This is a genomic window from Pseudomonadales bacterium, from assembly GCA_041395945.1.
Classification (GTDB): Bacteria; Pseudomonadota; Gammaproteobacteria; order Pseudomonadales; family Azotimanducaceae; genus SZUA-309.
This window is the reverse complement of record JAWKZN010000001.1, coordinates 2758291-2781698: the sequence shown is the minus strand read 5'-3', so window position 1 is coordinate 2781698 and position 23408 is coordinate 2758291. Positions and strand designations below refer to the sequence as shown.

At 62.4% G+C, this 23408-nt stretch carries 21 protein-coding genes; 7 read left to right on the top strand and 14 right to left on the bottom strand.

Annotated elements, in window-relative coordinates; all coding sequences use genetic code 11:
- Positions 1-15 precede the first annotated feature (15 nt).
- Genes R3E82_12700 through R3E82_12690 form a run of 3 tightly spaced genes read left to right on the top strand, consistent with a single transcriptional unit; the run spans position 16 to position 2117 of the window.
- Complete coding sequence (locus R3E82_12700) at positions 16-666, top strand: dUTP diphosphatase (protein MEZ5551744.1); 651 nt, start codon at positions 16-18, stop codon at positions 664-666.
- Positions 653-1168: an 8-oxo-dGTP diphosphatase gene (locus tag R3E82_12695; GenBank protein ID MEZ5551743.1), complete on the top strand. Its 516-nt coding sequence runs from the start codon at positions 653-655 to the stop codon at positions 1166-1168. Before R3E82_12700 ends, R3E82_12695 begins: the two co-directional genes overlap by 14 nt.
- Positions 1169-1211: 43 nt before the next feature.
- Positions 1212-2117: an LLM class flavin-dependent oxidoreductase gene (locus R3E82_12690; GenBank protein MEZ5551742.1), complete on the top strand. Its 906-nt coding sequence runs from the start codon at positions 1212-1214 to the stop codon at positions 2115-2117.
- Between the two features lie 9 nt (positions 2118-2126).
- On the opposite strand, the gene R3E82_12685 is transcribed toward R3E82_12690, so the two are convergent.
- Positions 2127-4112 (bottom strand): hypothetical protein, encoded by a 1986-nt coding sequence (locus tag R3E82_12685; GenBank protein MEZ5551741.1) that lies wholly within the window; start codon positions 4110-4112, stop codon positions 2127-2129.
- A gap of 211 nt (positions 4113-4323) precedes the next feature.
- On the opposite strand from R3E82_12685, the gene R3E82_12680 reads away from it, so the two are divergent.
- Positions 4324-5487, top strand: coding sequence for an aminotransferase class I/II-fold pyridoxal phosphate-dependent enzyme (locus tag R3E82_12680; GenBank protein ID MEZ5551740.1), 1164 nt, complete (start codon positions 4324-4326; stop codon positions 5485-5487).
- 75 nt (positions 5488-5562) lie between these two features.
- Here the strand turns inward: R3E82_12680 and cysZ are convergent, their stop codons facing one another.
- Positions 5563-6321, bottom strand: coding sequence for a sulfate transporter CysZ (gene cysZ / locus R3E82_12675; GenBank protein ID MEZ5551739.1), 759 nt, complete (start codon positions 6319-6321; stop codon positions 5563-5565).
- Positions 6318-7982, bottom strand: a complete 1665-nt coding sequence (locus R3E82_12670; protein ID MEZ5551738.1) for a hypothetical protein — start codon at positions 7980-7982, stop codon at positions 6318-6320. The genes cysZ and R3E82_12670 overlap by 4 nt, the downstream gene beginning before the upstream one ends.
- A gap of 101 nt (positions 7983-8083) precedes the next feature.
- Between R3E82_12670 and R3E82_12665 the strand changes: the two genes are divergently transcribed.
- A complete protein-coding gene (locus tag R3E82_12665; protein ID MEZ5551737.1) occupies positions 8084-9097 on the top strand; it encodes a phosphotransferase family protein in 1014 nt (337 codons plus the stop codon).
- A 111-nt stretch (positions 9098-9208) separates the two neighbouring features.
- Here R3E82_12665 and R3E82_12660 read toward each other — a convergent pair whose 3' ends face one another.
- From R3E82_12660 to R3E82_12650, 3 genes are all read right to left on the bottom strand, one after another.
- Positions 9209-9703, bottom strand: a complete 495-nt coding sequence (locus tag R3E82_12660) for a protease complex subunit PrcB family protein (protein MEZ5551736.1) — start codon at positions 9701-9703, stop codon at positions 9209-9211.
- The gene (locus R3E82_12655) at positions 9700-12660 is read right to left on the bottom strand and encodes a S8 family serine peptidase (protein MEZ5551735.1); all 2961 of its coding nucleotides are present in this window, start codon (positions 12658-12660) and stop codon (positions 9700-9702) included. Before R3E82_12655 ends, R3E82_12660 begins: the two co-directional genes overlap by 4 nt.
- A gap of 387 nt (positions 12661-13047) precedes the next feature.
- Entirely contained in the window at positions 13048-14016 is a 969-nt protein-coding gene (locus tag R3E82_12650; GenBank protein ID MEZ5551734.1) for a MerR family transcriptional regulator, read from the bottom strand.
- Between the two features lie 507 nt (positions 14017-14523).
- Here R3E82_12650 and R3E82_12645 point away from each other — a divergent pair.
- Positions 14524-16071 (top strand): long-chain fatty acid--CoA ligase, encoded by a 1548-nt coding sequence (locus tag R3E82_12645; protein ID MEZ5551733.1) that lies wholly within the window; start codon positions 14524-14526, stop codon positions 16069-16071.
- A 49-nt stretch (positions 16072-16120) separates the two neighbouring features.
- Here the strand turns inward: R3E82_12645 and R3E82_12640 are convergent, their stop codons facing one another.
- From R3E82_12640 to R3E82_12610, 7 genes are all read right to left on the bottom strand, one after another.
- Entirely contained in the window at positions 16121-16495 is a 375-nt protein-coding gene (locus R3E82_12640) for a diacylglycerol kinase (GenBank protein MEZ5551732.1), read from the bottom strand.
- On the bottom strand, positions 16495-17364 hold the full coding sequence (locus R3E82_12635; protein MEZ5551731.1) for a cation diffusion facilitator family transporter: 870 nt from the start codon (positions 17362-17364) through the stop codon (positions 16495-16497). The genes R3E82_12640 and R3E82_12635 overlap by 1 nt, the downstream gene beginning before the upstream one ends.
- Before the next feature lie 46 nt (positions 17365-17410).
- Positions 17411-18337, bottom strand: coding sequence for an LLM class flavin-dependent oxidoreductase (locus R3E82_12630; protein ID MEZ5551730.1), 927 nt, complete (start codon positions 18335-18337; stop codon positions 17411-17413).
- 102 nt (positions 18338-18439) lie between these two features.
- Positions 18440-18937 (bottom strand): GNAT family N-acetyltransferase, encoded by a 498-nt coding sequence (locus R3E82_12625; protein MEZ5551729.1) that lies wholly within the window; start codon positions 18935-18937, stop codon positions 18440-18442.
- Between the two features lie 7 nt (positions 18938-18944).
- Complete coding sequence (locus tag R3E82_12620; protein MEZ5551728.1) at positions 18945-20363, bottom strand: serine hydrolase domain-containing protein; 1419 nt, start codon at positions 20361-20363, stop codon at positions 18945-18947.
- Positions 20360-20962, bottom strand: coding sequence for an HAD family phosphatase (locus R3E82_12615; protein MEZ5551727.1), 603 nt, complete (start codon positions 20960-20962; stop codon positions 20360-20362). The genes R3E82_12620 and R3E82_12615 overlap by 4 nt, the downstream gene beginning before the upstream one ends.
- Positions 20963-20967: 5 nt before the next feature.
- Positions 20968-21402: a nuclear transport factor 2 family protein gene (locus R3E82_12610; protein ID MEZ5551726.1), complete on the bottom strand. Its 435-nt coding sequence runs from the start codon at positions 21400-21402 to the stop codon at positions 20968-20970.
- A 184-nt stretch (positions 21403-21586) separates the two neighbouring features.
- Between R3E82_12610 and R3E82_12605 the strand changes: the two genes are divergently transcribed.
- The gene (locus R3E82_12605; protein MEZ5551725.1) at positions 21587-22369 is read left to right on the top strand and encodes an enoyl-CoA hydratase-related protein; all 783 of its coding nucleotides are present in this window, start codon (positions 21587-21589) and stop codon (positions 22367-22369) included.
- 52 nt (positions 22370-22421) lie between these two features.
- Here the strand turns inward: R3E82_12605 and R3E82_12600 are convergent, their stop codons facing one another.
- Positions 22422-23402, bottom strand: a complete 981-nt coding sequence (locus R3E82_12600; GenBank protein ID MEZ5551724.1) for an ion transporter — start codon at positions 23400-23402, stop codon at positions 22422-22424.
- Positions 23403-23408: the final 6 nt, after the last annotated feature.

Here is a 23408-nt window from a genome sequence, read left to right as displayed (position 1 = left end):
AGAACTGGAGGACCCTTGGCAGCAGACACACAGCAGACCCGCCGCAGCCATATGCTGCTCACCATGGCGCAGATGCAGGAGGCGCACAATCGGCTGGTGCATCCGGACTGGCGGACTCAGGGCTATGAGTACTACCGCGCGATCTGGGTAGAGTGCGCCGAGCTCCTCGACCATTTCGGCTGGAAATGGTGGAAGCAGCAGCACGCCGATACGGATCAGGTGAAACTCGAAATCGTGGACATCTGGCACTTCGGTCTGAGCGATCTCATTCGCGCAGGCTCACTCGATGCGGACATGCTCGACCCGGTCTCCTTCGATCCGGTCGCTGATCCCGGTGGCAGACGGTTTCGCGACTCGGTGGAGACTCTGGCTCAGATCACACTCATGAAAAGAGCCTTTGACCTGAAAACTTTTGTGAAAGTCATGCAGTCGCTGCCGATGGGCTTCGAGGAACTGTTTCACATGTACGTGGGCAAGAACGTGCTCAATACGTTCCGCCAGGACAATGGTTACAAATCCGGAACTTATCGGAAGCTGTGGGAGGACCGGGAAGACAACGAACATCTGGTGGAAGTGCTCGGGGTGCTGGAGTGCGACCCTGAGGATATCCCGACTCGCCTCTATCAGGCCCTCGAGCAGCGTTACCGGGCGAGTGAACCCCGATAGTCGTGCGCTGAAGCAGCTCGATGCCCGGCTGTGCGACTGGCAGCCGGACTTCGTGGGCACCCTGGCCTTCATCGTGTCCGGCGACTCGGTACTGCTGATCCGGAAGAAGCGCGGACACGGTGCGGGCAAGCTGAACGGCCCCGGCGGGAAAGTCGAGGCGGGAGAGACGCCGCTGGCGGGTGTGATCCGGGAAACGGAAGAGGAGGTGGGTGTCCGTCTGATCCGGCCCGAACTGCTCGGCCGCTTCCGTTTCGTGGATCTGCGGGCATCCCAGTGGCTGGGGTTCGCATTTCTTGCAAGGACCTGGGAGGGGACACCGGTAGAGACCGACGAAGCGCGACCGCACTGGTTCGATAAGCGCCGCCTGCCTTTCGATGAAATGTGGGAAGACGACCGTTACTGGCTGCCGCGACTGCTCAATGGAGAATCTCTGACCGGTGATTTCCTGTTCGACGACGGGCGGCTGCTGGTGCACCGCCTGTTCACCGATTTGGACGGGTAACCCTGGGGCAGCCGATACTGGAGTGGCATAAGGAGGCCTGATCATGCGAATCGGTATTTCGATTTCTTCGAGCTATCCGGGTGCGGCACCCCGGGAAGGTGCCGCCTGGATGGTCGATCGCGCGCGCGCCGCCTGGCAGGCCGGGCTGGACAGCCTTTTTGTGGGTGACCACCATGTCACGTCCTCACCCTACTACCAGAACACGCCGATGATCGGTCGCATGCTGGCACAGTGGGGCGATCGCCCGGTCGGTGCGCTCTATCTGCTGCCGCTGTGGCACCCGGTCCTGCTGGCCGAACAGGTGGCGACCCTCGCCTGCCTGGCCGAAGGGCGCTTCATTCTCCAGTGCGGTCTGGGCGGTGACCCTCGGCAGAGTGCCGGCATGGGCACCCGTCTGGCAGACCGGGTGAGCGCGTTCGAAGCCGGTCTGGATACGCTGCGGCGCTTATGGGCCGGGGAGCGGGTGTCGATGAGCGCACCCTGGAACTTCGAAGCGGCCAGAATTTCCCCCCTGCCGCCGGAACCGATCGAAGTCTGGATTGGAGCCCAGGCACCGCAGGCGCTGCAGCGTGCGGCGCGGATGGGCGAAGGCTGGCTGGCATCACCCGGCCTGACCCTCGACGCCGCGGCGCGGGATCTGAACCGGTACCGACAGAGTTGCGCTGAGTTTGGCCGCTCTCCCACAACGGTGGCTATCCGTCGGGATATTTACATCGGCCGCAGCGCGCAGGAAGCGCGGGAGGTAATGCGTCCCTATATCGAGGCCGGCTACCGCGGATTTCCCGATGCTGCCTTGATGTATGGCAGCGTGGAGGAAGTCACAGAGCAGATGCGTGCTCTGGAAAAACTGGGTTACACGGATGTGATCGTGCGCAACATTGTCAGCGATCAGACCCGGGCGCTCGCAACCATAGAGCGTCTTGCTGAGGTCAGATCCCTGCTGGTCTGATCCCGGGAGTCAGTCCGCAGACGGCGCGTTCGTCGTTTCGGCTACTCCGCGCGGCTGTGCACCAGCGGCCTCCCGGTAGCGCTGGATGGCCATGAACTCTTCGATGTCCAGACCGCCGTCGCCGTTGCTGTCCACTGTGCTGAATCCCTGCACGAGCTGTTTCTTCATCCGTACAGGCAGTTCACTCCAGGTGACCTTCCCATCCATGTTGCGATCGATGAAGCCGACCATCCGGGTTGCCTGGGCGCGCTGTCTGTCATGGATGGGGTGTTCGGTTGTCTCATTCACCCAGCTGTAGCTGACAGCGCCATAGAGCATTTCGTCCCAGCTCTGCAGGCCCCAGCCCACTTCCCGGTCCGCGTCAGGGTTGGCCGGATTGCGTGTGGAGTTGTCATACCGGGTGCGATGTATCAGCCGCGATCCGGCAGGAAGATTCAACGGTGCGACCGGGTTGTAGCCGCGCTGCCAGTTGAAGTCGTAGTTCGGTACGGACAGCAGGGTTTCCAGTCGGCCATCCGGATAGCGGACCTCGAAGGTCGAGGAGCGGCCCCGGTAGTGTGCGTGGGGAAACAGGGTGTGAATCACCACGTCGCCATTGAATTCGTAGTAGGCCGCTTCGGCGTGGTCGGGGGCATTCGGTGGAATGCTGATCAGCGGACTCACGATGACCGTATTGCGCAGATAGTTGCGGGGGGGTTGCTCACTCAGGTAGAGGCCCATTTTCGACTCGTCCACCACCGCTCTGCCATTGGGGGTGTAGTGCAGTTGGAACGAGAAAAATCCGCCGGGAGCGATATAGACACCGGTACCTTCGGGCATCACATAGGTATCCGCGCCAGGCGCGTAGCCCATGATGTAGTTGTCCATCACACTGTCTTCGTCCCCGGGGGGTATATCGCCTTCGATGGAACCGGCGAGCACATGGTGCACGACGCTGCGTTCACCCGGCAGCACGGTGGCTGCTCTGATCCAGACTCCCTTTTCGAGGGTGTTTTTCACATAGGGGAACTGGTAGTCGACGACGCCGCTCGCCGGCACTTCGAATCCCGGAATCTCAACCACCAGATCGGGTTTGCCCAGGGGCCAGGCGTCGTTGAGCGGGGCCAGCCCCTCCAGCGGGTCCGGGCCTTCGCCCCGGGGCGCACCGGCATCTATCCAGTGCACCAGGGTGCGGGTTTCCTCCGCTGTCAGACTCCGGTCACCCTGCCATTGACCGATATGCGGATCGGCGTGCCAGGGCGGCATGCGCCGGGTCCGGATCACTTCCCGGATCATCGGTGCGAAGCCGCGCACCATGGTGTAACCGGTCATTGCCCAGGGTGCGATGCCACCTTCGACATGGCAGTACGCGCAGTTTTCTTTGAGCAGGGGTGCGATGGTGGTGCTGTAGCTGACTTCTGCACCCGCTGCCGGTGACCGGTAGGCAATCGGACAGCCTGCCACGGACAGTTCGATCGGCTTATCGGTGGCGCCTGCCGGCCGGGCATCCGCGAGCAGGGTTTCGAGACTGGCCGTGCTCTGATCCAGCGGTCCCCGGTAGACGAGGGACCAGTCGGCAGTGTCGACGATGACGGTTTCGCCCGCCTGTTTGAAATCGAGACCGCGGGCGATGATCTGGGCGTCGTCCTCGAGGATGGGGATCGACGAATCCCCGGCGGCATTGGTCAGTACCGCGCGATTGTCAGCCGGGTCGGCATTGAGCATGAAAAAGCGCACACTGCGGTCTGCCCAGTCCGCTGCCAGCCGCTGATAGGCCGAGCTGTCTGCGGCGGCACAGCGACTGCTGTGGGCCATGATCATGACCGCTGCGACGTCGGTCTGGTAGTAGAGCTCCTGGGCATTTCCCCTGTGGTCGAGCAGCAGGAAGTTATCCACTCTCGGCGCTGCGAGGCCGGGGTCCGACAGCATCATGCACACAGCGGTGCTGAGTCCGAGTGCGAGCCAGCGCAGTTCCGGGCGGGAGGGCAGACCCGGTTCGAAGGCGTGAGGCGGCATGAGGCTGGCTCCTGGGTCGGTTCGCGAACGCTTCACTCTACTCAGATTCGGGTGGGTCGGGTATCGGCGCGGGACGGGTGGCGGATCTGTGGTCTGCTCATTCTCCTGTTATAGGAGTGCTTGGGGTCCGGTGACGTCTTCCAGTGCCTGAGGCGTTGATACTTAATCAGAGGTTCCCTTAGAGTGGTCGCTTTTTTGACAGGACCCGCACATGCTGCCCTTTCGCGACGAAATCGAAGCCTTACAGCAGAACGGCATCACGAAAGTGGCTTTCAGGCGGATGGGCGATCCTGCGGTCATTCCGCTGTGGTTTGGTGAAGGCGACAGCCCTACCCCCGTGTTCGTTCGCGAGGCGGCCAAGGCTGCGCTGGACGCCGGGCAGACTTTTTACAGCCACACCCGGGGCCGACCCGAGCTGCGCCGCGCACTGCGGACCTATCTGCAGAATCTCTATGGCATCGAGCTGGACGAACGGCGCATTACCGTACCCGGTTCGGCCATGCTCGGTGTCACTATAGCCGCCCAGACTGCGCTGACCACAGGCAGTCATGGTCTCATTGTGGGTCCGGTGTGGCCCAACATCGATGCCGTGTTCCGCATCACGGGTGCCGAAGTCTCCTATGTGCGCCAGCGCCTGACCGGCAACGGCTGGCAGCTCTCGGTGCGCGAAATCATCGACGCAGTACGCCCCAACACCCGGGCAATCTTCGTGAACTCCCCCTGTAATCCCACCGGGTGGGTAATGGCTGCGGACGCCCAGGCGGAGCTGCTTGCCTACGCACGGGAGCGGAAGGTGCTGATCATCGCGGATGAGGTCTACCACCGCACCGTGTTCGATACTGTGCATGCACCTTCCTTCCTGCAGAGCGCGCGTGACGATGATCCACTGGTGGTGGTCAACGGTTTCTCGAAAGCCTGGGCCATGACGGGCTGGCGTATTGGCTGGGTGGTGACCCCCTTACGCCACGAAATTCTCTGGACTGCGCTGTCCGAGTGTTTCAATACCACCACCAATGTCTTCGCTCAGCTCGGTGCGGTAGCGGCGCTTGAACAGGGGGAAGCTTTTGTCGCGGAACAGCAGCAGCAGTTCAAGCAGGGACGCGATCTTGTCGATGCGGCACTGGGCAGTCACCCGCTCTTCGACCACGTCTCACCCGAAGGTGCGTTCTATGCTTTTCCCAGGGTTCGTGGTCTCACCGACAGTCTGGAATTCGTGGAAGCTATGCTGGAGGCCGAAGACGTCGGTGTTGCACCCGGCTACACTTTCGGTCCGGGCAACGACGCCCACTTCCGCATCTGTTTTGCCCAGAGTCCTGTGCGTCTGCAGGATGGACTGAACCGCATCGTGAGATTCACGGAGCAGCGCTTCGGTTGAGGTGCAACCGTCCGCTCCAACGCCGCCGCCGAGCGAGGCCCGGGGTAACGGGTCCTCGCCCGCGCCTTGATAAATCTATTTCCGATTTCCTGGCCCGGGCTCCTGGCCCGAACCTGCGCTGTTCATTTCGCACAGCAGCACGGTCCCCCCGGCCACAGCCACGGGGATGAGCAGAAAATTCAGCAGCGGAATGGCCAGTGCAACAGACGTGCAGAAACCGAATGCCAAGGCCGCCATCCGGTTGGCGTTGAGGAGCTGCAGAGTATCCGAAAAGGGGCGGGCACGGTTCTCGGTGGGGTAGTCACAGAACTGCACAGCCATTGTCCAGGCGCCGAACAGCAGCCACAGTACGGGTGCTGCGACGTTCACTGCGGGAATCAGGGAAAACAGGAACACGGCGAGCAGGCGGGGCAGGTGATAGAGAAGCTTGCGTGCTTCCCTGCCGAAACTGCTCACAACATCCTGCCAGAGCCGGTTACCTGATTCCGGAGCGCGTCCTCTGACATGACGCTCCACGGCTGCGGAAAGCGTACCGAGAAAAGGGCTGGCGACGATTACCGCGAGCAGGGCGAAAAGCCAGGTACCGATCAGTACACCGAGCACGTAGAGCAGGGGTACGAGGACTACATCGAGGAAACCCAGCCAGTCGGGCAGCCAGGCAACGATGCTGGCACTGATTTCCGAGAGGTAATCCCAGGCCCAGTAGCCAGCGGAGACGATCACCAGCAGGCTCGCCAGGGCAGGTGCGAAAACATAGCGACGCAAACCCGGGCGGAGAATGAGCCGCGCGCCTTCGGCGAAGGCGCTGATACCGGAGCCGGCCGTCGCACTCACAATCGGGGCTCTCGGTACGGGCGCTGCTGCTGGTAGAGGTCTAATCTGTGGCGCATGGCGGCCAGAGCCTCCGCAGCAGCGCCGAGTGCATCACGCGCGGCGTCGATGGCCTTTTTCTGTGTGGCGACCGCTGCGTCGAATTTTCCGTCAGCCGCGTAAGCAGCAGCCAGCGTGGCTTCGTAGCGCCAGCTTTCGCGGAGGAGTGCAATCGGTCTGATCAGTGCGATCGCCAGAGCAGGATCACTGAATTCTGCTTCCGCACTGGTGGCGAGAATCCAGGCCAGGTTATTTCTGGCAGCAAGGTCACCCCCTTCGCTCGCTTCCTGCAGGTAACTGATGGCGGCGCGGATATCGACAGGCACATGTCGGCCGCGCAGATAGTTTTCACCCAGCAGCGCGCTGGCCTGGGCCTGCCCTCCCTCAGCGGCCATTCTGAGCAGGTCCAGGCTGCGGTTCGGTGCGCTCTCCGTGTAGCCGAGGGCCAGTCTGAACTGGGCCTCGGCAAGACCGGCGGTTGCTGAAGCTTCAAACAGTGCCTGTGCCCTGGCGGGATCGGGCGCGGGAACGCGAAAGTCGCTGAACACGGTACCGAGGAAGAACTGGGCATAAGGGTCATTGCGCCCGGCTTCTGCTGTCAGCCAGTCGATGAGCGGTTGCGAGACTTCATCGTTGTTCCCGAGCATCAGACTGCCGGCATAGCGGGCGCCTGTCGGCAGTGTCAGCATGCCGGAACGCAGTCGATCCCCATTCCAGAAACCGCTGAGCTCGATCCCGGTACGGTCGTGTCGGGTGCCAGGTCCCAGTACCTGATCGAACTCCCAGTCGCCTTCGTGGAAGCTGCCATCGGCAAAGCTTTCCCTGCCGCGGCCATGTCTTCTGCCTTCCAGCCATTCACCTTCATAGCGGCTGCCGTCCGGGCGTGTGGCGACCCCGAAACCCTGCCTTCGCCCGTCTACCCAGGTGCCTTCGTAAACGACTTCACTGATATCCACGAACTGTCCGTAACCTGACTGGCGACCGTCCTCCCAGCCGCCGGAATAGGTACCGGATCGCAGGTCGGTCATGGTGCCGAACCCGTTGGGTTTGTCGTCGAGCCATTCTCCTTCGTAACGATTGCCCGACTTGTCCGTGTACACGCCGTGACCGGAGCGCTTGCCTTCGAACCAGTCTCCCTGATAACTGGCGCCATCCGTGCCTGTGAAACTGCCGCGTCCTTCCGGGACATCTGCATGCCAGCCGCCGCGATAGGTGCCGTCACTGGAGATCTCAACACCGCTGCCCTGCCGGAGATCGTGGACAAAATCTCCTACATAGCGGCTGCCATCGGCGCGCTTGAGTTCGCCGTGGCCGTGGCGGCGGCCACCATGCCACGCACCCCGATAGTGCTCGCCATCCGGCAGGGTCTCATTACCCTGCCCTTCCGGAAGACCCTGCACCCACTGCCCCCGATAAAGGCGTCCGTCAGGCCACTGATAGGTGGCGGTGCCGGAGTAGGCCAGATCCCGGGGGTACACTGGGTAGGAGCGTCCGGAACTGAGCGTGAGCACACCGGCGCCGGGATCATCGGCGGGAGCCGTTGGACCGCCGATACGGGAGGACACGCAGCCGCTCAACAGCAGCAACAGGCACAGCAGGATTTCTGGAGAGGCAAGTCGTTTCAATGCATATCCTTCGCAGGGCGCAGGGTAAAGCACTCCGATGACAAACTTCAAAGACTTTGGTTACTCTGTCTGCTGCAACCAGGTCCGCAGGAGAATCAGAGATGGCAGAAGTCGAGGGCATTGCTCTGGAGAGGGTGACACGGTGGCTGTCTGAGCGTATCGCCGATCTCTCGCCGCCGCTTGAATTCAAGCTGATCGCTGGCGGGCATTCCAATCTCACATACCGCTTTGTGGATTCGGGCGGCCGGGCCTTCGTGTTGAGGCGGCCGCCACTGGGGCATGTGCTGGAAAGTGCACACGACATGTCCCGGGAGCATCGAATCGTTTCAGCCCTGCAGGGCGGACCCGTTCCCGTGGCACCGACCTTCGGCCTGTGCGAAGACCGGGACGTGAACGGCGCCCCGTTTTACATCATGGGTTTTGTCGAAGGCGTGGTGCTTCACGACGCGGAGGCCGCGTCGCATCTGAGCGTATCCGAACGGCTGAGCGTGGGTGAACATGTCATCGATATACTCTGCCGCCTGCATGCAATCGACCCTGATACCGTGGGTCTCGGCCAGCTCGGACGCAAGGAGGCCTACCTGGAACGTCAGCTCAATCGCTGGGGGAAGCAGTGGCTGGCATCGAAAACACATGAGATACCCGCGATGGAGGAAACCGCCCGCCTGCTGCAGGAACGCCTTCCCCAACAGATCGGTGCCAGCATCGTGCACGGTGATTATCGTCTCGGCAATATGATCGTGGCCGAAGGCAGAATCCAGGCCGTGCTCGACTGGGAGCTTTGCACACTGGGTGACCCGCTCGCCGACGTGGGCTACCTGCTCAACTCCTGGGCACAGCCGGGTGAAACCGAGGTGGGTCTGGTGCCGACGGAGGCCGGCGGCTTTCCCGATCGCGAGGCGCTGTGTGCGCGTTACGAAAAGGCGACTGGCCGCGACCTGAGCGGGATCAACTACTACCGCGCGTTCTCACACTGGCGACTTGCGGCCATTGGCCAGGGTGTCTACAAGCGTTATCTGGTCGGTGCCATGGGTGCGAACCGGGAGATGGATCTCGACGCCTATCGCGACAGCGTGCATGTGCGTGCGGAGGCAGCCCTCGCCCTGCTCAGCTAGGCCGCGGGTCCGCGGACGGGCCGCGGGTCCGTGAGGTCGCCGCACCGTGATCACGCGTGATGTGCGATCAGGCGCGAACTGCGATCAGGCGCGATCTGCGATCACACGCGATCAGAGCTGCACTTCGCCGAGCAGTTCATCGTTCTGATCGCGAGCCACGATACGGGTGTAGGTACCGGACTCCAGACCGATCACCAGGCAGGGGAAGGTGATGATCTGGGCAAGCGCACTGTCCGCAGCCGGCTGCTGCCAGTGCACCAGCAGGGTCGCCGTCTGCTCATCGAGCAGAGCGTCCCGCAACTCGAAATGGTAACCGGCCGTCGGCTGCTGGCCTTTCGACAGGGACAGCAGCAGCAGGTCGGATTCTTTATCCTCTGCTGCCACGGTCATACCCAGCAGTGTGGAACCGCGCATTGCGGCGACTTCGCTGTAGCTCACCAGCTGGAGACCATCCTCAGCACCTTTGCAGTTGGCTTCGTTGAGAACCTCAGTAGCAGCGAGTTCAACGGGTCGGGAGCAGCCGGTGAGCAGCAGCAGACCGGTCAGAAGCCAGGGCAGACTTCTGTAGCTGACTGAACTGCGTGGTGCGATTGCACAACATGTCACCGTTCGATCTCCTTCAATTCCAGCGGCTGTGTCGCGACCGGCTTGATTATCCGGATGCCCTGTTCGTCCGTTGATACAGTCCCCGAACGTCCGTTCGCCAGCTGGCCGCTGGCTGAGAACACGGAGCGGAATTCGACAACGAAATCCAGATCGGTGAGCAGCGGGGCGACTCTGCCGTCGACGTCGATCAGCGCCGGTGTCTCCAGGGTGCGATAGGCGCCGCAGGATTCGGCACCATCACAGAGAAAGTCATCATCGTCCATATCGGATCCTGCAAACAGACGATAGCGGCCTGGTGGAAGGTCATCGAGGCTGTAGGTGTAGACGCCGTTGCTCACCGACACGATGGCCGTGTTACCCACCGTGGCTCCTGTATCATTCACTGCGATCACATAGTGCAGTCCGGCATTGGCCACGGGATTGATGTCTGCCACCTGCAGGGTGACGTTGACGCGCACCGGGTTCACTCCCGGATCCTGAGGGGTGAAGAGCAGGCTCGCAGCGTACGCGCCGGTCTGCAGTCCGCTGCGATCGACTTCGAGCAGGTACTCGCCGAGTCCGTTGCCGTCCGTGTTGGCGGTGGTCGCAGCGGTCAGCCAGGCCGCGCTGCTGACGACGCTGCTGATGACGATGCTGCCGGTGCCGACGTTGCGCAGGATCAGCGGTAACTGGCTGGCGAGCACGCCGAAGCTTGCGCTGTTGGTTGAAGCGCTCAGTACCGGTCCCGGATCGGATCCGCCGCCACTGGCCAGGGAAAGGGCGGCGAGCAGGGATTTCTGGGCATTCAGGCGGCCGAAGCCATAGCTGGCATCCTGCCCCGGCGGTCCCAGGTCGTCGGTGAGGTCTCCGGCGACCAGCGCGGCATCGAATTCAAAGGGTGTCAGGCCCGGGTGCAGGGCTTTCATCAGTGCAGCGACACCGGCTACGTGGGGTGCCGCCATCGAGGTACCGGAGAGGGTGCCGTAGCCCAGCAGCAGAGGGCCTGGATTGCTGTCATCTCCCAGTGCACTGATGACACCGTCGCCGATACCATCGCCATTCTGATCGGTGGCGTTGTAGCCGCCGGGTGCGGCCAGGTCGATCGTTGCGCCGAAATTCGAATAGGGAGCAAGGCTGTCATCGATGGTGGTGGCGCTGACGGAAACCACGCCATCGAAGGCGGCAGGGTAGCTCGGGTTGCCACTGGCATCGTTGCCTGCGCTGGCAATCACGATCACGCCCGCGGCCCGGGCGTCGCTGATTGCGAGAGCCATGGTCTGGGATGCGGTGTCTGTGCCGAGACTGAGGTTGATCACATCCGCGCGCCGCAGTGGCAGAGTGCCGGAGCTGTTGGACAGGCCCGCCGCAAAGCGGATGGCCTGGCTGATGTCGAAGCTGGTACCACCATCCACACCGAGCACCCGCAGCGGCATGATGCGGGCCTGCCAGGACACCCCGGCAACGCCGATGGCATTATCGCTGTCGGCGGCAACCGTGCCGGCGACGTGGCTGCCATGGAAGCTGCTCGACGCGCCGTACGCCAGGTCGCCTTCGTCGGTCGGGTCGGCGTCGATACCGTTGCCGTCTCTTGCCCTGCCCGGCGAAGAGATAAAGTCATAACCTGCCACCAGCTGATTGGTGAGATCCGGGTGCTGGGGCAGGATGCCGGTGTCCAGCACGGCGACAATCACCGGCTCAGCTGCCCCGCCTGTGCTGAGATCCCAGGCGCCGGGCAGGCTGATCACCGGGTAGTGCCACTGCAGGTTGTAGAACGGATCGTTCGGTGTCAGCAGTGGATGGGCGAGGGCGTTTGCTTCAGCGTGCGCGACCTCCGGGTCCGCGGAGAGGCGTTTGAGGGACAGCAGGGTCGCGTACTTCTCGAGCCGCTCACCGCTCAGGCCAGCGGGAAGGCCAGTCTGCAGTTCGCTGTGGCTGTCGCTGCGCAACCGGGTGCGCAGCGTCCGACCGGATCGCTCAGCCGGCTCGAGTCGGTGTCTGGCCTGAAGTCGCGACTGCCCGGTGTTGTCTGTGTGCAGCTGCATATCGTTGCGTGCAGGTTCGAGCAGGATTTCACCTGGCACGAACCGGTCGCTGAGGCGTTGTGTGGTGCGGAGCAGACCGCTGGCCGCAGCACTGAGGTCCTGGCCGATGCCGAGGACATAGTTGCTTGCACCGGCGATGTTGGTGGGGCCATCGAAGGCGAGCACCTCGACAAAATAGGCGCCCGGACCGGGCACGCCAAGGGATTCGCTGGCGCCGCTGCCCAGCGATGCGTCCACGAGATCGTGTGCGGAATCCCACAGGCGCAGATCCAGGTCCGCCGCTGCATCTCCGGCAGTGAGCACGATGAGTTCGTTGCCCGTCAGACTCACCGCATAGAAATCGCTGCTGTCTCCGCTGCTGAAGAGCCCGCCGGTTGAACTGCCGCGCCCCGGGAGATTGAGATAGCCGCCCAGACGTACCGGGTTGGGCAGAGCCTGGGCGGTGGCGAAGCTGTTGTTGGCTATCGGGGTCGTGAGTCGATCGTTGACGTCCGAGTCCACCGCGCTGATGGGCAGAATCGACAGCGTACCCGTGAGCCGGGCACCGCGCGCGCGGACAGTGGAAAACGCAGTGGCGGTGCGTCCTTCGTTGTCCGTTACGGTCAGGCCGACGCTGTAGGTGCCGGGGTCAGCGAACAGATGGGTGGTCGAGACGCCGCTGGCAGGGATCGAGCCATCCCCGAAATCCCAGCTGTAACCCGTAATCGTGCCGTCCGGGTCCCGCGAACTGCTGGCATCGAACTGCACGCTGAGCGGGGCGAAACCGCTGCCTGCCGACAGGCTGAAGACAGCGACCGGCGGCTGATTGGCGGCAGGCGTCGTCGCGGCAGGCGCGCTGCCGCCGCCCCCGCCCCCGCCACAGGCGCCGAGAAGGGTCAGAAGACTGATGAAGGCCGCGTGCGGAACGGTGCGGCGCCGGCGACTCCGATGGCTCATGAGCCGGATGATCCCATACTCGGTCTGCGGTCAGTGTGAAGTGGGTCAGGGCCCGCGCACTGCGCCCGGTCTGCGCGGAACGCGCTGAAAATCATAGATATTTCAGGGTTTTCCAGGAGCCAGAAACGAGTCAGGGGCCTCGCGGCCCCTGCTGGTTGAGCGTGGATCGCTCCATGTAAAAAAGGCGTGTCAGTGGTGAGAACCTCTGAAAGCAACTTCTTCTTCTGGGGGAAGGACACTTGAAAGGGAGGACTGTGTGAAGTTGCTGTTCACGCCTGAAACCTTAATCTGGCGCCCATTATGTACAGTACAAAATCGATGTCAATAGATATTTTCGAATTTTGTACAGATTTTGTTTACCTGATCCGGCTGCGCGCTGTGCGGCCGTTATCTGGCTGCGATCAGGCCTTCCGCGATGGCCAGTGCCTCCAGGGCGATTTCCAGACGGCCGCGGGCTTCGATGGTTTCTTCCGCTATGCGACCGAACAGGCCGGGCGCCTCCGCCTCTTTCGCGCATTCAGCGACATAGTCCGCAAACGCATTGAGCTGGCTGATCAGTTCCACCAGATGTTGCGGACAGGCTGAACTGTCATCCAGGGCGCTGGCGGCTATGGCAATCAGCTCCTCATCGCTGAAGCGCCGGCCGGACAGACCGGGTCGTCGCCGTCGCGGAAAGCTGGCCGCGGCAAGCTCGATGTCCCGCCACACCGCCGGCCACTTCAGGGTCGGCAGGCCGCGCTCCTCAACGCGGCTGATCTGTCCTGGCGTGGCGAACTGATAGAGCGCCACCAGGTGCGTTTCTGGACATATTTTTTCAATTTTATCAATGAGTTGAGGGTTAAGAACCGGCAGTTGTACAACGATGACGTCGAGCGCTCCGGCACTGCTCTGCTCCGCTTCGAAAGCGGCCATGTTGGCCCAGCGGGCGCAGACTTCGAGGCGCTGGGATTCACTCTGCTGCTGTTCGAGCACCAGCAGATTCGGTCCGATCAGGCCTGCCCGCACCGGATCCGCGTGGGGGCTTTCATGGGTTTCGAGTCGAGCATCGAGTTGTGCACCGCTGAGTTCGGCAAGGGACCCGATGGGGTGGCCGTTGTCGATGAGGCGCCGGATCTTGATCAGGTGATCGACCTGCGACCGGGTATAGAAGCGGGTTTTACCTGCCCTGTGGGCGGGTTCGAGACCGTAACGGCGTTCCCAGGCTCGCAGGCGCTCGACCGAGATGTCGGTGAGCTGGGCCACAGTGCCGATGCGGTAGAGGTCATCGTCGGTCGGGGATTCCCCGGTGCGATCCCGGAACGGGCCCTCAGCGGCCGCTCGGGAGGCGATGTCCAGGTCGTCGGGGTGCCCGCTCACAGTCACATCCATACAAAAGCTGTACGGATTCTACACCAGCATCCGGGTCTGTCCAGATTGAGTCTGCTCGAAATGTGCAGTTCTGATGGCCTGGGGAGAACGGCGGCGGGGCGAAAATAGCGGGCGTGGCGAAATTAGGAGGCGTGGCGACAGCACATTGAGGCACTGTCTTCGCGGTCAGGGAGGAAGGGGAGAGAGACACCGCGCCACGCCTTTTCTTGTCCGGTAGCCGGTTCAGGCGTCCCGGAAAGAAGTCGCGCATTCTACGGAAAAGCACTTTGAGAGCAAGGCGCCCACCGGGCAATCAGTGTGCTTTTTTGTAACCAATGGTTACAGCAGCGGGAAGCCATTGATTTCAGACGCACTTTCGCTGCTGTACGGCATTTCCTGCGTGTGCCGCGCACCACGCGGGTACCGCGCGGTGTCTGACCAGCGCAGTGATGCACGGACGGTCACAGGAGGCCCGGAGGACAGTAGACTCTGGGGCTTCGATGCAGGAGGTAAGGAATGGAAAACAATCTGGGACTGTTTCTGGCGAAGCGGGCATTTCTGAGCCCGGACCGGGAGGCTTATGTGGACAGTCACTCGGATCTGCGGCTCACCTATCGCGCACTCAATGCCCGCTGCAACCGTCTGGCCAACGCGTTGCGGGCCGATGGGCTGCGCGAAGGTGAGCGGGTCGGCCTGCTGCTGATGAACAGTGCGGAGTTCATGGAAGCCTACTTTGCGCTGGCGAAGATCGGTGCGGTGGTGGTCCCCCTGAACTGGCGGCTGGTTCCTGATGAACTGGAGTTCATCCTTAAAGACAGCGGCACCAGCAGGCTGATTTTTGATGCGGAATTTCTCGACACGGTGGCACAACTGCAGGCCCGGGGTCAGAAAACCGACGTGAAGCAGTGGCTGCAGGTGTCTGCGGCCGGGGAGAGTGCCCATTTTGCGGTGAACTACGCGGCATTCAGAGATGCCGCCGATGACGCTGAACCGGCGTGTACTGCGGCGGACGAAGACATGCTCTACATCATGTACACCTCGGGTACGACGGGTCTGCCGAAAGGGGTGGTGCACACCCACACGTCCGCCATCTGGGCGATCCTGACGATTTCGGTAAACGCGGATTATCGCGACGGCGATCGTTACCTCGGTGCACTGCCGATGTTCCATGTCGGTGCGCTTACGCCACTGGCCGTGAACGTCTATCGGGGTGCGACTTCGATCGTCATGCGCAGTTTTGATCCGGTGCTGGCATGGCAGCTGATCGAGCGCGAGGCCATCACGACCGGTCTGGCGGTGCCCGCGATGCTCAACTTCATGGTGCAGGTCGAGGGTTTTCAGGAGCGCTTCGATTATTCGACCCTGCGCTGGATGATGACAGGAGCCGCACCGGTACCGGTTGCTCTTACCCGCAAATACGCCGATCTGGGCATAGGCATGCTGCAGGTCTACGGCCTGACCGAGAGCTGTGGCCCGGCCTGTCTGATGGATGCGGAAAACGCATTGCGCAAGCCCGGGTCCACCGGCAAGGCGTTCTTCCACACCGAGGTGAAACTGGTCAACGAAAAAGGTGAAGACTGTGCCCCGGGTGAGGCTGGCGAACTCCTTGTGCGGGGTCGACACATCATGCGCGAGTACTGGCATCGCCCCGAAGCCACGGCGGAAACGATCCGGGATGGCTGGCTGTACACGGGCGACATCGCGGTGATGGATGACGAAGGTTTTGTATCCATACAGGATCGCATCAAGGACATGATCATCTCGGGTGGTGAGAACGTCTATCCCGCTGAGATCGAAGGGGTGCTCATGGGCCATCCGGACATCGTCGAAGCGGCCGTGATCGGACAGAGCTCGGAACGCTGGGGAGAGAGTCCGCTCGCCATCGTGGTGCGGCGGACGGAAACGCTGAGTGAAGCAGATGTGCTGAATTTCTGTAAGGGCAAACTCGCTGGATACAAACGTCCGCGTGCGGTTGTGTTCGTGTCGCAGATCCCGAGAAATCCGAGCGGGAAAATCCTCAAGCGTGTGCTTCGAGAGCAGTTCCCGGATCCGGCGCCGCAATGAGGTCCTGGATGCCGAAACGATCCGGAAGCCTGCGCAGCCCCTGAAGGCTTCAGCCGGTGAGGCGATGCATGAGAATGAGGAACCAGGTGCCCAGGGCCATGATGAGGCTGAGCATGACTGCCGCACTGCCCATGTCCTTGGCCCGTCCGGCCAGATCGTGGTGTTCGGGGCCGACACGATCCACCACAGCCTCGATTGCCGAGTTGAGCAGTTCGATGATGAGGACCAGGAAGCACACCGCGATCAGGACCGTAGCCTCAACCCAGTTCTGAGCGAGCCAGAAGGCCAGCGGCAGCAGCGCCAGACCCAGGATGCACTCCTGGCGGAAGGCGGACTCATTGATCCAGGCTGCCTTCAGACCCTGCATCGAGTAGCGGGTGGCTTTCCAGATTCTCGTCGCGCCTGTATCCCGGGGCTTGATCATCAGTGGTCTGGACAGTGGCCGTGCTCGACCTGAATGGTCGAATGGGTGATACCGAATTCGGTGTCGAGCACCTGCTTCATGTGTTCAACCACCTCGCCGAGATCGTTGGACTCGGCCACCCTGGCATGCAGGGTCAGCAGTGGCCGCTCGGCGGTTAACGCCCATGCGTGAAGATGGTGCACTTCCGACACACCGGGTACGCGCCGGGTCAGGGTTGCAGCGATCGCATCGAGATTAACACCGTCCGGCACGCCTTCAAGCAGGATATGTGCAGATTTCCGCAGCACCCGCCAGGCACCGCGACCGAGGATGGCGGCGACCACCAGCGCCAGCAGCGGATCTGCGTAGGGCCAGCCGGTGAACATCACCACCAGGGCGGCGGTGATGGCGGAAATGGATCCCAGAATATCGCCGAGCACATGCAGAGCGGCACTTTCCACCGCCGTGTTGTCGTGTCCGGCATGCAGCCATCGATAGGCGATCAGGTTCACCACCAGTCCCACGCTTGCCACGATCAGTGCAGGGGTCGGCAGCATGGTCTGAGGAACCTGCAGGCGTTCGTAAGCCTCCACAAGTACCCAGACGACCAGCCCCATGAGCGTCAGCCCGTTGATAAAGGCGGCCAGAACCTGCCAGCGGTGGTAACCATAGCTGAGCCGTTCATCCTGCAGTCGTTGCGACAGCCTGAGCGCGTACCAGGAAAAGCCCAGTGCGCTCGCATCCAGAAACATGTGTCCGGCATCAGCGAGCAGGGTAAGGGAATTGGCCAGCAGCCCGCCAATCACCTCGATGATCATGAACCCGGCAATCAGGGCAAACGCACGGCCGAGCAGAGTCTGGTTGTGATCGTGGTCGTGGGCCAATGGCATGCTCGAATTGATCGGTACGCGGCGAGTATAGCCGCAGAGAGGCTTCCTAGCGCTTCAGTCGCTCCCCGATGGCGGCAACGCTGTCGATACCGGCGCTGTCGGTGGCGGCGACGGGCATGATGTTGAACACCCGGCAACCTGCGTCACGATAGGGAAGGAGGAAGTCGGCGATGTCCCTTGCGCTGCCGTAGGGGCTGTACTTTTCAAAACGTTCAAAAGGCACCCGGTAAAAGCTCTCCATGCCGCTGGCAAGTCGGGTTCGGGCCCGATCACGATCCTCATCGATGCCAGCCCACACCTGCAGACCGTGCTGTGTCGGGACCGGTCTGCCGTGGCCCTGTGCGGCGGCATTGATCTGCCCGATGGCCTTGCTGAAGCGCGTTGGCGACACCCAGACAGCGAGCCAGCCGTCACCGTAGCGGGCGGCACGGTGCAGGGCGGCCTCTACCCGACCTCCCACCAGAATGGGTATTGGTGATCGGGGTGCAGGACGGATCGATGCGCCTTCGAAACTGAAAAATTCACCGCTGTGATCCACCCGCTCGCCCGTGAGCAGCTGCTCGAGCACATGCAGACACTCGTCGGTGCGCCGCCCGCGGGTAGCCGGGTCAATGCCGCACATGAGGAACTCATTGCGGTCCTCGCCACCCACACCGACCCCTAGGATCAGCGCACCGGGTGCGCTTTCGCTCAGGGTGGCGAGCTGTCGCGCCACGATGACCGGATGCCGCAGGGCGAGCAGATAAACTCCGACACAGACCTTGAGGCGCGCATCCAGTGCGGTGAGGGTTGCTGCGTTGATGAGCCCGTCCATGCCGGTACCGTTGATGAAACTCACATGATCGGCAATGAACAGATGGTCGATGCCGCTATCGAGCACCTGGGAGACAAGGGCGGCCCGTTCGCTGTGTGAGCTCCTGAGCATCGTGGGAGATGCGACCGTGCCCACCCGCACAGGGGAATCGTTACCCATCAGCGCAGTGTCTTCGGATCGGTTCCGAGGCGCACTTTAATCTGTGAGGAGAAGGCGCGCGCCAGATTCGGGAGATCGTTGCTGCCTGTCAGGGAACTGCCTTCAGCCATTCAGCAGCCGCAGCTTCATCTGGTAGGCGGCTTCGCGGTCATCGTAGTAGCGAGGCAGCAGCGCCTCTTCCCGGTAGCCGTGACTGTGATAGAAACGCCGGGCAACCTGGTTGTCTGCCCTGACCTGTAACTCGATCTGCTGGCAGCCCGCGATTCGCGCGCTCTTCTGCAGCCAGCGCAACAGACGGCTGCCGATGCGTCGACGGCGCAGACTCGGATGCACCGCAAGCAGCAGCAGGGCGGCTTTGTCGAGGTCGGTATCGCCGTTGCCGAAGTCCATGACCGCGAAGCCGCCGACGAAGCGGGTGCCGGTTACTTCGAGCTCAGCCACCAGGACCACTGTTTCCGGCTCGGCGATCTTTTTTGCGATGGCTTCGGTCTGCCAGCGCCAGCCGAGACCCTGTTCGATGTAGTCCCGGGACATCCGTGCGAGCAGCCCGGCTTCGTGAGCCCGGGCGGGTCGCAGAGTACAGGTGCCTATCGCTGTCATGGGCGTATTATTCCCGAGGGCACAGTCTGAGGAAAGCGGGGCAGGGGGTTCGGCTGAGGTTGACATGGTTGCCCAGTTCGCCCTGCATCAGGAGCAGAGCGCCGGTATCGACGAAGACGACCGTGGTCCCGGGATCCTCTCTGCGGCGGAAGCGGCCGTCACCCAGGGGGTAGAGCCTGGTACTCCGGTTGTCTGCGAGAACCTCCAGGTACTGATCGGTTGCGCGGATGCGAATTCCCGGCGACTCGCCCGCCAGCCATCCGTTCAGCCCGAATCGGGCGCTGGACGGATAGTACTCGCCGGCATACCGCTGCAGGTCCGAATCCCGGGAAACCGCCGGTGGGGCGGCGGACTGGAGGTCAGACAGCATCCAGCCCTCGATGCGCCGATGCATGCGCCGCAGCAGGCCGGGATTGTCCGTGTTGATCACCAGCAGATAGCCGCGGCCCGCCTCGAACTGCAGGCCATAGCGCGAGCGGTAGCCGTCGGCATCCCCGCCGTGCCCCCAGATCACGTGACCGTCCCGAATCCAGGGATACAGGCCGGCGGCATAAGTCAGCGCAAGTCCGGCGCGGGCACCGAGAGAACTGCCTGGAGTGTGCATCCGCGCGATGACCTCGGGTGCAAACACCTGGCGCCCCCTCAGCCGGCCCTCGTTGAGCAGCATGCTGACAAAGTTCCCCATCTCGGCGATCGATGCATTCAGTGCTCCGAAGGCGCGAAAAGTCATATGCCAGTAGGGTATGGGGGTGGTGCCGTCAGCCCGGAAGCCACCGGGCAATCCCGGCACCGGCTCGAAACTGGCAGCCGGCATGTGCAGCGGCTGCAGGACAGCGTCGGTCATGTACTGCTCGAATGTCTGTTCCGACAGGGCCTCGATTACCGCCGCGGTAATGCCGGGTGCAACGTTGGTGTAGCTGTGCTGCCATCCGGGCGGCCAGCGCAGATCCCGATTGGCGGCCCCTCGGGTGAGCGCCGCAGACAGGGGGAGGGGCTCGTTGTCATCGAACTCGGCCCGGCTGAGATCGCTGAAACCGGCGGTCAGTTCGAGCAGATGAATGAGCCTGACCGGATCCGTCCGGGACCAGGGGTTGTGAAAGTACTGCTGTTGCAGCAGGGCCGCGACGGGTGTGGTCAGCGGCAGTTGCCGTTCCTGTGCCAGATTCAGTGCGGCCAGAGCGGTGAAGGATTTGCTGATGGAGCCCCAGCGCAATGGCGTGTCCTTGTCCGCTGTGCCGTAAGCGCCGATCAGTACGGGTTCGCCGTTGCGAAAGAGGGCGAGTCCCAGCGCCGGGACCCGGTGCAGCTTCTGCATGCCGATGAGTTCGTCGACCAGGCCAGTCATTCCGGGGACAGTCTGCTCCTGAGCGGGTATCTGGGGCGACGTGCAGCACGTCACCAGCAGCGCTGCCAGCGTGCGCATCATGGCAGCACACCGAACTCACCCAGCGCGCTGCGTAATCCGGTGACCGTCTCGAATCTGTGGGCATGGAAGCCGAGAGAGGCGGCCGCAGCGGTGTGGTGGGTTTTTCCGTCGACAAACAGGCACTGATCGGCGGCGAGATCCAGGATGCGCAACACCGCAGAAAAGCTGCGCGGATCCGGTTTCATCACGCCGAGATCTCCGGAGTACAAACGGGGCAGAAAAAGACCTAAGTGCGCGGGGTGTGCCGCTTCCAGTCCGATACGGGCGATGTCTGAATTGTTGCTCAGAACCGCGCTGGCGGCCCTGTTTCTGGCCAGTTTCACGAGCTGGACAACCTCAGTGTTGGGCGTGTACCCGGCGGCCCAGGATGCCTGGAACTGTTCCATGCTGAGGCGGATGCCGAGGAGTCGGCCGCACTCGGCCAGTGCCCGTTCGCCGCGGAGGCGACCGCGCTCACAGGCCTCCATGAATCCGGAATCTGCCAGGCGTCTGCGTATCCGGTCCGGCGGCAGATCGCAGATCCCGGCGAAGGCTTCCCAGCGCTGTTCCAGCTGGAAGCGGAAGATCACGTCCGTGAGGCCGAACACAATGGCACGCACATCTTTCAATTGCTGGGGCGCCGGAAAGCCAGATGCAGCTTCCGTCGACTGATGCGCCATCCTCCGTCGGTGAGTGCGAAGCGATCTTCATAGTGTCCGACCGCCGCCACACCCTGCAGATCGATTGGCGTGCCGGACAGACTCTCCGGTCCCACGTGCCGGTAGAGGGTCAGATAGGCGATCCCGCGGGCCTCGGTCGGGCTTATGACGTCAATGAACACATTGGTGATTACATGACGTGACTTCAGCTCGTCGGGCCGGCGCCGGATGGCCTCCCGGATTTCTGACAATCCGCAAAGCGGCTGACCGGCGTCCAGTTCTGCATCCTCGGTGAAGAGATCGAAAAACGCATCATAGTCCCGGAAATCCAGCGCCCTCGAATAGGCAATGGAGAGCCTTTCGCAGCTGAGTTCAATCTCCCGTCTGGTGGCTTGTTTCATCTGTGCGTTCACTCTGTTGTTCGTTCACTCTGTGTTCTGATATCCGATGTGCAGTTTGCAGCTTTGAATCTGCCGGTTCTCAATGAGAGTTCCTCAGGCACCCGCCGGGGTGCTGGCGGTGCCGGCGCAGGTTGAGATATCGTGTCTGGAAGTATTCACAGTCGAGTTAACCGAGGAAACCCAGATGGAACGTATGTCGCTTGAATTTCAGGACCGGGTCGCCGTGCTCCGATTCAATCATCCCGAAGTCATGAATGCCATCGGTGCGCAGATGCTCGAAGATTTCAGCGAAGCCCTGGGTGAAATCAGCAATCCGGCGAACGGTGCCCGGGCGCTGCTGCTCACCGGTGAAGGACGGGGTTTCTGTGCCGGTGCGAATCTGCAGGACGAAGGTCGTGAGCGCCGGCGCGGGGGTGCCGGTGACGGACTGCGCTCTACCTACCACCCCATACTGCTGACGCTGCGGGATCTGGACATGCCCATTGTTACCGCTGTGAACGGCGCGGCTGCCGGGGTGGGCATGAGTTTCGCCGTGATGGGCGATATCGTCTGCGCATCGAAAAATGCCTTCTTTCTGCAGGCGTTCGCCCGCATCGGCCTGGTTCCCGACGGTGGTTCGACCTTCATGCTGCCCCGTCTGGTCGGCTGGGGCCGGGCGCTGGAACTGTCGATGCTGGCCGAGCGGCTGCCCGCGGAGAAGGCGGAGCAGTGGGGGCTGGTGAATCGCCTGTTCGAAGACAACGAAGCCCTGCTCAGCGGCGCAATGGACATCGCCTCCCGGCTGGCCCGCGGACCCAGATCACTCACCCTCATCCGCAAGGCCTACTGGAACACCTGGCACAACGCCTTCGAACAGCAGCTCGATCTTGAAGCGCAGCTGCAGAACCAGGCGGGGCGCAGCGCAGACTTTGCGGAAGGGGTCCAGGCGTTCCTGGAGAAGCGCGATGCGAAATTCAGCGGTGAATGATTCCTGAAACGGCGAAGTTTGATTAACGTGGATACCCGGGATACTGTCCGGGTCAGAGCTGCCTCAATGCGGCGCGCTGATCCGCCGGCTGTGCAAGCAGCGACCGGTGGCAGTGGGGGCAATGTCCCGGATGCTCACGCTGAAATTCCCGCAGCAGCTGTGCTGCTTCTTCCGTATCGATTCCGAGGCGCTGGCGCAGATCTTCGAGGGCTTTCGCCTCTTCCGCGTCCACCACGCCGTCCGACAGCGCGCTGGCGATATGACTGGAGTAGGTTTCCCGTTGGCGGCGCAGCTGTTCGGAAAAGCTTGAAGCCAGGATTCCGGCCGGCAGTGCAACCATGCCCACGCCGATCAGGGTGATGCAGCCACCGAAGAACTTGCCCAGGGCAGTGATGGGAATGGTGTCACCGTAGCCCACGGTAGTGAGGGTGGCCATCGCCCACCACATGGCCGCCGGGATGCTGCCGAATTTGTCCGGCTGGACCTGGTGTTCGATGAGGTAGATGCCGCTCGACGCGAGCACCAGCAGTACCAGCATCAGCGCGAAAGAGGCGATGAACGCGCTGGCTTCTGCCCGGAACACCGAAAGGATCATCTGCACAGTGGCCGAATAACGGGTCAGCTTGAAGACCCGCAGCAGACGGATCACCCGCAGGAAACGCAGGTCCATGCCGAAAAACATGCTCAGGTAGTAGGGGGCGATTGCCAGCAGATCGACGATGGCCGCCGGGGTGAGCGCGAAACGCAACCGGCCCATGGTGGTGTCGGAGAAGCGAGTGTCCTGACTGTCCGGGGCGCTCCAGATCCGCAGCAGATATTCGACGGTAAAAACCGCGACCGAGAACCGTTCGAAAACATCGAACGCGCTGCGGTTGGCCCGGGACAGGCTGGGTACAGATTCGGCGACGATGGCCACCACGTTCAATGAGATCAGCGCGATGAGAAACAGGTCTACCGCCTGGCTCAGCCGGTCGCCGGTGCGTCGTGCGTCCAGACAGGCTGCCACCCGCAGGCGCAAGCGTTGCGAACTCATGCCTTA